Raw genomic sequence first — 11,261 nt, 5'->3', positions numbered from 1 at the left:
GCGCGCGGTCGACAGCGGTACGACTGCCGCCACGCCGAGCTCGACCGCCTTCTCGATCACCCAGTCCATCTTGTCGCCGCCGGCGATGCCTTGCGCGAGCGTCACGCGATAGGGCGGCTCGGCTTCGGCCGGTTCGAACGTGTCGATCTGCGCGAGCGCGCTGCGCTTGTCGATCTCGACGAGCCGCGCGCGGTACTGGCCGCCGGTGCCGTCGAACAGCGCGAGCACGTCGCCGGGCTGCAGGCGCAGTACCTGCACGTGGCGCGCGACATCGGCCGGCAACGCGAGCGTGGCGTCGGCGCGCAGGGCCGCGTCGACGAAAAAGCGCGGCACGGCCGCGGTGGTGGTGGCTTCGTTCATGCGTGTAACGGTTGGGGTCATGCGTCGAGACGGCGGCCGAGCGCCCATCGGTAGCCGTCGAGATCCTCGATCTGCGCGAACCGGTCGCCCCAGAACTGATCCTGCGGCGCGCTCAGCGACTTCGCGCCCGCGTCGAGCGCGCGCTGCCAGGTGGCGTCGACGTCGTCGACATACAGGTAGAACGACTGCGGCGCGGTGGCGTTCGCGCTCTTCGGCGTGAGCGCGGTCGAGCCGAATGCGCCTTCGGGCGCGAACATCACGATCAGCTGGCCGCGGTAGGCCATCTCGACGTGCATGATCGCGCCGTCTTCGTCGTGCACGTCGCGCAGCTCGAAGCCGAATGCGGCCTTGAAGAAATCGATCGCCGCGCGCGCATTGCGTACGGCCAGGTAGGGCGTCAACCAAGGCACGTTGGCCGGACGTGGATCGGTCATGAAAATCTCCTGTGTGGGCGCTTGGGCACGTGCTCTGATTCCATGCTCGGGCGTTCGTTCAGGGGGCGGCGCGGCGTCCGGGGCGTTCCGCCCCGGCGCTGCACATCACGCCTCCTGCGAAGACGCGATGGAAAACCGGAACGAGGCGGCCGCGTGGACGCTCAGCGGCGGACGCCCAGTGTATCGCGCAGCGCGCACGGCAGGGCAAAGAGGGACGCATGCAGTCGCGCGTCGTAGTAGCGCAATCCGTGGACGCGGCGGGCCGCGAGCCGTTCGTCGATGTCGTGTGCGAACAGCGCGGCTGCATCGAGCGTGTCGCTCGCGATCGCCATCAGCCACTGCGAGCCGTACAGCGGCACGTGCGCGGACAACGGGTCGACGACCGCGAAGCACGCGCGCAGGTCGTCGAGCAGCGCGGCGATGCGCGCCGCGTGGAATACCGGCGAGCCGAGGTGCATCGAGATCGCGCCGCACGGCGTCAGGATCCGCTTGAGCCGCGCGTAGAACGCGCGCGTATAGAGGCCGGCCGCCGGCGAATCGGGCGGCGTGAGGTCGAACACGACGAGATCGAAATGCTCGACGGTCGACTCGACGAAATGCGCGGCGTCGCCGATCACGACCTCGACGCGCGGGTCGTCGAGCGCACCCTGGTGCACGTCGTCGAGATAGCGGCGCGCCATCCCGACCACCTCGTCGTCGAGTTCCGCGATCACGATCCGCTCGATGCACGCATGCTTGAGCAACTGGCGTGCTGCACCGCCGTCGCCGCCGCCGAGCACGAGCGCCCGGCGCGGCGCCGGATGCGCGAGCGCGGCCGGGTGCGTCATGCACTCGTGATAGACGTACTCGTCGCCAACCGACGTCATCGGCCGGCCGTCCAGCGTGAACAGGCGGCCGAGCTGCGGGGTCTCCCAGACTTCGATCTGCTGGTGCGGGGACGCGACGCGCGCGAGCCGCCGCGCGTTCGGGAAGCCGTAGGCGGCATCGGGCGTTGGGTGAAAGAGAAGAGTTGTGCTCACGGGCGGGCCGCTCAGGGCTGGCAGTTCCGACGTCTGAATTATAGGAGGCGGGCGGTTTGACGGAAAACCGTGCCGGAACACTGTGGATGGACAAGGGAAATGTCAGCCCATCTGTTAAAATGACGAGCTTTGCAGCCCCGTCCGTAGGCTCCGTCCGCTTCGCGTCCGTCAGGCGCCGCACCGCGCGCCGGGAACGATTGACGCTCGAGCTTCCGGATGCCGCCGTGCCCCCGTTTCCTCGACTCGTTCTCCGGACTCGACATGACGACTTCGTCTCCCGCCTCCACCACCCTGATGGCCAACGCGATCCGTGCGCTCGCAATGGACGCCGTCCAGCAAGCGAACTCCGGCCACCCCGGCATGCCGATGGGCATGGCCGAAATCGGCGTCGCGCTCTGGTCGCGCCATCTGAAGCACAACCCGACGAACCCGCACTGGGCGGACCGCGACCGCTTCGTGCTGTCGAACGGCCATGGCTCGATGCTGCTGTACTCGCTGCTGCACCTGACCGGCTACGACCTGCCGATGGAAGAGCTGAAGAACTTCCGCCAGCTGCACTCGAAGACGCCGGGCCACCCGGAATACGGCATCACGCCGGGCGTCGAGACGACCACCGGCCCGCTCGGCCAGGGTCTCGCGAACGCGGTCGGCATGGCACTCGGCGAAGCGCTGATGGCCGACGAGTTCAACCGTGACGGCGCGAAGATCGTCGATCACCACACGTACGTGTTCCTCGGCGACGGCTGCCTGATGGAAGGCATCTCGCACGAAGCCTGCTCGCTCGCCGGCACGCTGAAGCTGAACAAGCTGATCGCGCTGTACGACGACAACGGCATCTCGATCGACGGCGACGTCGTGAACTGGTTCCACGACGACACCCCGAAGCGTTTCGAAGCCTACGGCTGGAACGTGATCCCGCACGTGAACGGCCATGACGTCGACGCGGTCGACGCAGCCATCGCGAAGGCGAAGCTGTCGGACAAGCCGACGCTGATCTGCTGCAAGACGGTGATCGGCCAGGGCGCGGCGACCAAGGCCGGCGGCCACGACGTGCACGGCGCGGCGCTCGGCGCGGAAGAAATCGCGAAGACGCGCGAAGCGCTCGGCTGGACGTGGGCGCCGTTCGTGATTCCGCAGGAAGTCTATGCGGCATGGGACGCGAAGGAAGCCGGCAAGCGCGCGGAAACCGAATGGGATGCGACGTTCGCCGCTTATCGCGCCAAGTTCCCGGCAGAAGCCGCTGAATTCGAGCGCCGGATGGCCAACCAGCTGCCGGCCGACTGGGCCGAGAAGGCTGCGGCGATCATCGCCGGCGCGAACGAGCGCGGCGAGACGGTGGCGACCCGCAAGGCGTCGCAACAGGCGATCGAAGGCCTGGCTGCCGCGCTGCCCGAGCTGCTCGGCGGCTCGGCCGACCTGACCGGCTCGAACCTGACCAACTGGAAGGCGTCGAAGGCCGTCCGTGCGAATCCGGAAGGCCCGGGCGTCCAGCTGGGCAACCACATCAACTACGGCGTGCGCGAATTCGGCATGAGCGCCGCGATCAACGGCCTCGCGCTGCACGGCGGCCACAAGCCGTTCGGCGGCACGTTCCTGACGTTCTCCGACTACAGCCGCAACGCGCTGCGCGTGGCCGCGCTGATGAAGCTGCCGTCGATCTTCGTGTTCACGCACGATTCGATCGGCCTCGGCGAAGACGGCCCGACGCACCAGTCGATCGAGCACGTGTCGAGCCTGCGCCTGATCCCGAACCACGACGTGTGGCGTCCGGCCGACACGGTTGAAACAGCCGTCGCATGGACCCACGCGATCGCCGCCGACCGTCCGTCGAGCCTGATTTTCAGCCGCCAGAACCTCGCGTTCAACCCGCGTACCGATTCGCAGATCGCGAACATCGAGAAGGGCGGCTACGTGCTGAAGGACTGGGACGAAGAGATCGTCGCGCGCAAGATCATCCTGATCGCGACGGGCTCGGAAGTCGAACTCGCGATGAAGGCCGTCGAGCCGCTCGCGCAGCAAGGCATCGCAGCCCGCGTCGTGTCGATGCCGTCGACCAACGTGTTCGACCGCCAGGACGCTGAATACCGCGAACGCGTGCTGCCGCACGGCGTGCGCCGCGTCGCGATCGAAGCGGGCGTGACGGCCTTCTGGCACAAGTACGTCGGCCTCGAAGGCGGCGTCGTCGGGATCGACACGTTCGGTGAATCGGCACCGGCCGGCGTGCTGTTCAAGTACTTCGGCTTCACCGTCGAGCACGTCGTCGAGACCGCCAAGGCCGTGCTGGCCTAAAGAGACATACGCGACGCGCGCCACCCCTCACGCGCGTCGCACCGTGAAGCTGCACGAAACGAATTTTTTCAGCCATCAGGAGATAGACCATGACGATTCGCGTCGCAATCAACGGCTACGGCCGTATCGGCCGCAACACGCTGCGCGCGTTCTACGAGAACGGCAAGAAGCATGACATCGAGATCGTCGCGATCAACGACCTGGGCGATGCGAAGACCAACGCGCACCTGACCCAGTACGACACCGCGCACGGCAAGTTCCCGGGCGAAGTGTCGGTCGACGGCGATTACCTCATCGTCAACGGCGACCGGATCCGCGTGCTGGCCAACCGCAACCCGGCCGAACTGCCGTGGGGCGAGCTCGGTGTCGACATCGTGATGGAGTGCACGGGCTTCTTCACGACCAAGGAAAAGGCGAGCGCGCACTTGAAGGGCGGCGCCAAGAAGGTGATCATCTCGGCGCCGGGCGGCAAGGACGTCGACGCAACGATCGTCTACGGCGTGAACCACGACGTGCTGAAGGCCGAGCACACCGTGATCTCGAACGCATCGTGCACGACGAACTGCCTCGCGCCGCTCGTCAAGCCGCTGCACGACAAGATCGGCCTCGAAACGGGCCTGATGACGACGATCCACGCTTACACCAACGATCAGGTGCTGACGGACGTCTATCACGAAGACCTGCGCCGCGCGCGTTCGGCCACGCACAGCCAGATCCCGGCCAAGACGGGTGCTGCTTCGGCGGTCGGCCTCGTGCTGCCGGAACTGAACGGCAAGCTCGACGGCTACGCAATTCGCGTCCCGACGATCAACGTGTCGATCGTCGACCTGTCGTTCATCGCGAAGCGCGACACGACGGTCGAGGAAGTCAACGCGATCATGAAGGAAGCATCGGAAGGCGCGCTGAAGGGCATCCTCGGCTACAACACCGCACCGCTGGTGTCGATCGACTTCAACCACAACCCGGCTTCGTCGACGTTCGACTCGACGCTGACCAAGGTGTCGGGCCGCCTCGTGAAGGTGTCGAGCTGGTACGACAACGAGTGGGGTTTCTCGAATCGCATGCTGGATACGGCTGTCGCATTCGCGAACGCGAAGTAATCCCGCACGTTGCGCGGCCGCCGCAAGGCGGCCGGCGCAGCGAACGAGCCCGGCCCGGGTTTCCGGCCGGGCTTTTTTATTGCCCGCGGCTATTGCCCGCCGTTATTGCTCGATGCTGCCGTCACCTGCTCGAGCGCGGCGACGAACGCGCGCTTCAGCGGGCTGTCGAGGTCGGTCCACGCGAGGCCGATGCCCGTTCGGTGCCCGGCCAGGTCGAGCGGCCGCGCGAGCACGTTCGGCGGCAGCGCGCTGGCGGCTTCCGCCGGAATCAGCCCGATGCCCATCCCCGCCGCGACGAGCGCGAGCATCGTCGTGAATTCCCCGAACTCCTGCGCGATCTCGAGCGTCGTGCCCGCGCGGCTCAGCGCGAGCAGCATGTCGTCGTGAAAGCCCGGCGCGTAGCGGCGCGCGAGCACGAACGCGGGCTGGCCGCGCAGCGCGGCCGGCGAGATCGCATCGTGCGCGGCGAGCGGATGGTCGAGCGGCAGCGCGACGACGAAGCCTTCCTCCAGCACCACGCGCGTGTCGATGCCCGCATACGCAGCCGGCAGCCGGATCATCCCGAAATCGATCCGCCGGTCGCGCAGCGCGGCGATCTGGTCGGGCGTCGGCAGGTCCTTCAGTTCGAGCGTGATCAGCGGATAGCGCTCGCGCATCGTGCGCAGCACGGCCGGCAGCAGCACGGGCAGCACCGACGACACGAACGCGATCCGCAGCGTACCGATCTCGCCGCGGCTCGACAGCCGCGCCATCTGTTCCGCGCGCGCGGCCTGCTGCAGCGTGGCGCGCGCTTCGGGCAGGAACACGCGCCCCGTATCGCTCAGTTCGACCTTGTGCCGGTCGCGCTCGAACAGGCGCGCGCCGAGTTCTTCCTCGAGCGCCTTGATCTGCATGCTCAGCGCGGGCTGCACGATGAACAGGCGCTGCGCGGCGCGCCCGAAATGCAGCTCTTCCGCGAGCGTGACGAAGGCGCGCAATTGCTTGAGTTCCATGGGTGGCGGGCAGGAGAGGGCGGTAATCAAGTTTCATGATAACCGGATCAAAAAAGACCATTGGCGCGGCGCCCGGCCGGCGGCCGAAGATACCGTCAACGCGAGACCGGCCGCGATGGGCCGCCGGCTCGACTGGCACGAGGAGACACGCATGACCAACGCGCTTGAACGGTTCCGCCTCGACGGCCGCCGCGCACTGATTACCGGTTCCGGACGCGGAATCGGGCTGACGCTCGCCCGCGGGCTGGCCGAAGCGGGGGCGGCGATCGTCATCAACGATCGCAATGAGGAGAAGGCCGCGACGCTCGTGCGGCATCTGCGCGAGGAAGGCTTCACGGCCGATTACGCGGTATTCGACGTTGCCGAGCACGCGCAGGTGCGTGCGGCGATCGACGATTTCGAGGCGCGCGTCGGTGCGATCGACATCCTCGTGAACAACGCGGGCATCCAGCGCCGCGCGCCGCTCGACGCGTTCGAACCCGACGACTGGCACGCGCTGATGCGCGTGAACCTCGACGGCGTGTTCAACGTCGCGCAGGCCGTCGCGCGGCACATGATCGCGCGTGGCCGCGGGAAGATCATCAACATCTGCTCGGTGCAGAGCGAGCTCGCGCGGCCGACGATCGCGCCGTACGCGGCGACCAAGGGCGCGGTGCGGATGCTGACGAAAGGGATGTGCGCCGACTGGGCGCGCCACGGCATCCAGGCGAACGGCCTCGCGCCCGGCTATTTCGAAACCGAACTCAACCGCGCGCTGGTCGACGACGCAGCGTTCTCGGACTGGCTGTGCAAGCGCACGCCGGCCGGCCGCTGGGGGCGCGTCGACGAGCTGTGCGGCGCGGCGATCTTCCTCGCGTCGGCCGCGTCCGATTTCGTGAACGGCCAGACGCTGTTCGTCGACGGCGGGCTGACCAGCGCCGTTTAAGCGGCGGCGCTTGCGCCGTGTGCGCAGCGCCGTTGCGCCGGCTCGCGCCGGCATCCGAATTCCCAGAAGAGCCCGCCGCACGAGCGGGCCGATGTCCCGGCGCAAAAGCGCCGGGTTCCGGAACGGAAGGCAGGAGACAGGAGACAACGATGGATCGCATTTCCCCGCCGCCCGCGCGGCACGATGCAGGGTCCGGTGCGCCGGGCGAGACCGTCGAGCGCCGCGGCGTCGACACCCGGCAGCTCAACCGCGCGGCATGGACCTGCTCGCTCGGCAGCGCGCTCGAATACTACGATTTCGCGTTGTACACGCTCGCGTCGGCGCTTGTGTTCGGCCCGCTGTTCTTTCCCGCGCAGACCGCCGAGATGCGGCTGATCGCGAGCTTCGGCACCTACTTTGTCGGCTTCGCGGTGCGCCCGCTCGGCGGCGTCGTGTTCGGCATACTCGGCGACCGGATCGGCCGCAAGTTCGTGCTGACCGCGACGGTGTTGCTGATGGGTGTCGCGAGCACGCTGATCGGCGTGCTGCCGACCTTCGCGACGGCCGGTTACTGGGCGCCCGCGCTGCTGATCCTGCTGCGCATCCTGCAGGGCCTCGGTGCCGGCGCGGAGCAGGCCGGCGCCGCGGTGCTGATGACCGAATATGCGCCGCCGGGCAAGCGCGGTTTCTATGCGTCGCTGCCGTTTCTCGGCATCCAGCTCGGCACGGTGCTCGCGGCGGCCGTCTATTTCCTGCTGCTCGCGAACATCGACCGCGTGACCGACGGCTGGGGCTGGCGCGTGCCGTTCCTGTTCAGCGCGGTGATCGTCGCGGTCGGGATCTACATGCGCGTGCGGTTGCACGAGTCGCCGACTTTCGTGCGGCTCGAGAAGCGCGCGCAGGTCCTGGCGAATCCGCTGAAAAGCGCCGTGCAGCATTCGAAGCGCACGTTGCTGATCGGCATCGGCCTGCGGATGGCCGAGAACGGCGGCTCGTCGATCTACCAGGCGCTCGCGGTCAGCTATCTCGCCGGCGTGATCGGGATGAAGGGGCCGATCGGCGCGCTCGCGCTGGTGTGCGCGGCAACCGTCGGCGCGTGCACGGTGCCGCTGGCCGGCTGGCTGAGTGACCGCTATGGCCGCGTGCGCGTGTACCGCACGTTCGCGTGGCTGCAGCTCGCGCTCGCATTCCCGGTGTGGTGGATCTTCAGCCACGGCAACGTGGTGGCGAGCGTGATCGCGATCTCGGTCGCGCAGGGCTTCGCGAACTGGGGGATGCTCGGCGCGCAGGCTGCGCTGCTCCCCGAACTGTTCGGCTCGCGCCATCGCTACATGGGCGTGTCGTTCTCGCGCGAAGTGTCGGCGGTGCTCGCGGGCGGGATCGCGCCGCTCGTCGGCGCGACGATCATCGCGACCGTGATCGCCATGCACGGCGGCGACCATACGGCCGGCGTGCGCGCGTGGGTGCCGATCGCCGCGTACCTGGTGTTGCTGACGCTGATTACGCTGTTCACGACGTCGCGGATGCCCGAAACGCTGAACCGCGATCTCGACGATCCGCTCGACGCGGCGCAGGCGACGCCGGCACCGGACACCGATGCGCTCGCGCGCCACGCATGAACGGGCCGGGCGGCTGACGCGGCCCGGCACGCTTTCGCATTCAACTTATCTCGACAGGAGCAAGCGCAGATGGCGCACGAATCGACCCAGCGGCCCGAACTGCTGATGACGGGCCCTTACCAGCCGTGGGACGACGCATGGCTGGCCGGCTATGACGTTCACCGGCTGTGGGAAGCCACCGATCGCACGGCGTTCCTCGCCGAACACGGCGCCGGCGTGCGCGCGATCGCGACGCGCGGCGATCTCGGCGCGAATGCCGAGCTGATCGCCGCGCTGCCGAAGCTCGAGATCATCTCCTGCTACGGCGTCGGTACCGATGCGATCGATCTCGCCGCCGCACGTGAACGCGGCATCCGTGTGACGAACACGCCCGACGTGCTGACCGGCGATGTGGCCGATCTCGGCGTCGGGCTCGCGCTCGCGATGATGCGCCGCATCGGCGCCGGCGACGCGTACGTGCGCTCCGGCGCATGGTCCGACGGCGACATGCCGCTCGTCACGCGGCTTTACGGCAAGCGCGTCGGCGTGGTCGGCTTCGGCCGGATCGGCGCGACGATCGCGCGCCGGCTGTCGGGCTTCGACGTCGAGCTCGGCTACTTCGACGTCGCACCGCGCGCGGACAGTCCGCACCGCTTCTTCGGCGACCTCGCCGAGCTGGCCAACTGGTGCGACCTGCTGATCGTCACGCTCGCGGGCGGGCCGACGACGCGCCACCTCGTCGACGCCGCCGTGCTCGACGCGCTCGGGCCGCACGGCTATCTGGTGAACGTGTCGCGCGGCACGACCGTCGACGAACCGGCTTTGCTCGACGCGCTCGAGCGCAATGCGATCGCCGGCGCGGCGCTCGACGTGTTCTGGAACGAGCCGCGCATCGACCCGCGTTTCCTCGCGTTGCCGAACGTGCTGCTGCAGCCGCACCATGCGAGCGGTACGATCGAGACGCGCCAGGCGATGGGCTGGCTCGTGCGCGACAACCTGGCCGCGCACTTCGCCGGTGCGCCGCTGGTCACGCCGGTCGTCTGAGGAGGCTGTCATGCGTATGCGTTGCATGTGTGTCGTGATCCACGGGCCGAACGACCTGCGGGTGGAAGAGCAGGACGCGGGCGAGATCGGCCCGGGTCAGGTGCGCGTCGATGTCGCGATGGGCGGCATCTGCGGCTCCGATCTCCATTACTTCCGGCACGGCGGTTTCGGCGCGATCCGGCTGCAGCAGCCGATGGTGCTCGGCCACGAGGTGGCCGGCACGGTCGCGGAAGTGGCGCCGGACGTGACGTCGGTAAAGGTCGGCGATCGCGTCGCGGTCAATCCGAGCCGGCCGTGCGGCGCATGCCGCTACTGCCTCGAAGGACTGCCGAACCAGTGTCTCGACATGCGCTTCTACGGCAGCGCGATGCGGATGCCGCACGTGCAGGGAGCGTTCCGCAACGCACTCGTGTGCGATGCGGAGCAGTGCGTGAAGGTCGCCGATCACGTGCCGCTGTCGCTCGCCGCGCTCGCTGAACCGTTCGCGGTCGGGCTGCGCGCGGTGTCGCGCGCGGGCCCGCTGATCGGCAAGCGCGTGCTCGTGTCGGGCTGCGGGCCGATCGGCGTGCTGGCGGTTGCGGCGGCGCGTGTGCACGGCGCGGCGGAGATCGTCGCGACCGACGTCGTCGAGGCGCCGCTTGAAGTGGCGAGCGCGCTCGGCGCCGATCGCACGATCAATGCGGCGACCGATGCCGGCTGGGTCGAGCGCTACGGCGCCGACAAGGGCACGTTCGACGTGATGATCGAGTGTTCGGGCAATGCGCGCGCGCTGCGCGACGGGCTGGACGTGATGCGTCCGCGCGGCGTCGTCGTGCAGCTCGGGCTCGGCGGCGATGTCAGCCTGCCGCAGAACGTCGTGGTCGCGAAGGAGCTGTCGATCTGCGGATCGTTCCGCTTTCACGCGGAATTCGCGCTCGCGGTGCAACTGATCAATGCGGGGCGCGTCGACCTGCGCCCGGCCGTCACGCGCGTGTTCCCGATGCGCGATGCGAACCTCGCGTTCGAGCTGGCCGGCGACCGGCAGCGCGCGATGAAGGTGCTGATCGACTTCGCGGACGAGGCTGCATGATCGTGACGCGCTGACGCACGACGGTATCCGCGTCATGAAAAAAGGCACGTCCGCGGTTCGCGCGGCGTGCCTTTTTTCGTCGTGCTGCGGAAACCGACTACTTATCGCATTACTGCGTGACCTGCCGCACACCGACGCGCTGCGACGCGAGCCACAGTGCGATCAGCACACCGGCAAGCGCCGCGCCCGCGACGCACACGCCGCGCCAGCCGTCGATTCCGTACGCGACGCTCGCCGCGAACGACCCGAACGCACCGCCGATGAAGTAGCTCGTCAGGTAGATCGTGGTCACGCGGCTGCGTGCGTTGCCGGCCAGCGCATAGATCACGCTCTGGTTCGAGATGTGCATGCCCTGCACGCCGACGTCGAGCAGCAGGATGCCTGCGATCAACGCCGCGAGCGAGTGCGCACCGGTCGCGATCAGCGCGAACGACGCGAGCACGGCCGCCGCG

At 68.4% G+C, this 11,261-nt stretch carries 10 protein-coding genes and 1 pseudogene; 6 read left to right on the top strand and 5 right to left on the bottom strand.

Going from position 1 to position 11,261, the window contains the following annotated elements:
- The 3 genes from G3N93_RS24350 to speE form a co-directional block, all read right to left on the bottom strand.
- A partial coding sequence (locus tag G3N93_RS24350; protein ID WP_206134132.1) for a 16S rRNA (uracil(1498)-N(3))-methyltransferase occupies window positions 1-360 on the bottom strand: 360 nt, incomplete at its 3' end.
- Window positions 361-377: 17 nt separating this feature from the next.
- A complete protein-coding gene (locus G3N93_RS24345) occupies window positions 378-794 on the bottom strand; it encodes a glyoxalase/bleomycin resistance/extradiol dioxygenase family protein (protein ID WP_041492737.1) in 417 nt (138 codons plus the stop codon).
- Window positions 795-955: 161 nt separating this feature from the next.
- Window positions 956-1,813 (bottom strand): polyamine aminopropyltransferase, encoded by an 858-nt coding sequence (gene speE / locus G3N93_RS24340; protein WP_174939124.1) that lies wholly within the window; start codon window positions 1,811-1,813, stop codon window positions 956-958.
- A 216-nt stretch (window positions 1,814-2,029) separates the two neighbouring features.
- Here speE and tkt point away from each other — a divergent pair, with 216 nt between their 5' ends.
- Window positions 2,030-4,102 (top strand): transketolase, encoded by a 2,073-nt coding sequence (tkt, locus tag G3N93_RS24335; protein WP_174939126.1) that lies wholly within the window; start codon window positions 2,030-2,032, stop codon window positions 4,100-4,102.
- Between the two features lie 89 nt (window positions 4,103-4,191).
- Window positions 4,192-5,202, top strand: a complete 1,011-nt coding sequence (gene gap, locus G3N93_RS24330; RefSeq protein WP_011350914.1) for a type I glyceraldehyde-3-phosphate dehydrogenase — start codon at window positions 4,192-4,194, stop codon at window positions 5,200-5,202.
- 89 nt (window positions 5,203-5,291) lie between these two features.
- On the opposite strand, the gene G3N93_RS24325 is transcribed toward gap, so the two are convergent.
- Window positions 5,292-6,194 (bottom strand): LysR substrate-binding domain-containing protein, encoded by a 903-nt coding sequence (locus tag G3N93_RS24325; protein WP_011350915.1) that lies wholly within the window; start codon window positions 6,192-6,194, stop codon window positions 5,292-5,294.
- Between the two features lie 151 nt (window positions 6,195-6,345).
- On the opposite strand from G3N93_RS24325, the gene G3N93_RS24320 reads away from it, so the two are divergent.
- The 4 genes from G3N93_RS24320 (at window position 6,346) to G3N93_RS24305 (ending at window position 10,809) form a co-directional block, all read left to right on the top strand.
- Window positions 6,346-7,119, top strand: a complete 774-nt coding sequence (locus G3N93_RS24320) for an SDR family NAD(P)-dependent oxidoreductase (RefSeq protein WP_041493006.1) — start codon at window positions 6,346-6,348, stop codon at window positions 7,117-7,119.
- A gap of 149 nt (window positions 7,120-7,268) precedes the next feature.
- Window positions 7,269-8,717, top strand: a complete 1,449-nt coding sequence (locus tag G3N93_RS24315; RefSeq protein WP_174939128.1) for an MFS transporter — start codon at window positions 7,269-7,271, stop codon at window positions 8,715-8,717.
- 69 nt (window positions 8,718-8,786) lie between these two features.
- Window positions 8,787-9,740: a 2-hydroxyacid dehydrogenase gene (locus G3N93_RS24310; RefSeq protein ID WP_206134131.1), complete on the top strand. Its 954-nt coding sequence runs from the start codon at window positions 8,787-8,789 to the stop codon at window positions 9,738-9,740.
- Window positions 9,741-9,750: 10 nt separating this feature from the next.
- Window positions 9,751-10,809, top strand: a complete 1,059-nt coding sequence (locus G3N93_RS24305) for an L-idonate 5-dehydrogenase (RefSeq protein WP_206134130.1) — start codon at window positions 9,751-9,753, stop codon at window positions 10,807-10,809.
- A 109-nt stretch (window positions 10,810-10,918) separates the two neighbouring features.
- Here G3N93_RS24305 and G3N93_RS24300 read toward each other — a convergent pair.
- Window positions 10,919-11,261, bottom strand: a pseudogene (locus tag G3N93_RS24300) (MFS transporter); the annotation flags it as partial.

Source organism: Burkholderia sp. Se-20378, from assembly GCF_017104665.1.
Classification (GTDB): domain Bacteria; phylum Pseudomonadota; class Gammaproteobacteria; order Burkholderiales; family Burkholderiaceae; genus Burkholderia; species Burkholderia lata.
The sequence above is the reverse complement of the archived record's forward strand: the minus strand, read 5'-3'. Positions and strand labels throughout refer to the sequence as shown.

Coding starts and splice junctions, on each gene's coding strand:
- G3N93_RS24325 (WP_011350915.1), bottom strand. CDS start 6,194: ATGGAACTCAAGCAATTGCGCGCCTTCGTCACGCTCGCGGAAGAGCTG.
- G3N93_RS24320 (WP_041493006.1), top strand. CDS start 6,346: ATGACCAACGCGCTTGAACGGTTCCGCCTCGACGGCCGCCGCGCACTG.
- gap (WP_011350914.1), top strand. CDS start 4,192: ATGACGATTCGCGTCGCAATCAACGGCTACGGCCGTATCGGCCGCAAC.
- tkt (WP_174939126.1), top strand. CDS start 2,030: ATGCCGCCGTGCCCCCGTTTCCTCGACTCGTTCTCCGGACTCGACATG.
- G3N93_RS24345 (WP_041492737.1), bottom strand. CDS start 794: ATGACCGATCCACGTCCGGCCAACGTGCCTTGGTTGACGCCCTACCTG.
- G3N93_RS24305 (WP_206134130.1), top strand. CDS start 9,751: ATGCGTATGCGTTGCATGTGTGTCGTGATCCACGGGCCGAACGACCTG.
- G3N93_RS24315 (WP_174939128.1), top strand. CDS start 7,269: ATGGATCGCATTTCCCCGCCGCCCGCGCGGCACGATGCAGGGTCCGGT.
- G3N93_RS24310 (WP_206134131.1), top strand. CDS start 8,787: ATGGCGCACGAATCGACCCAGCGGCCCGAACTGCTGATGACGGGCCCT.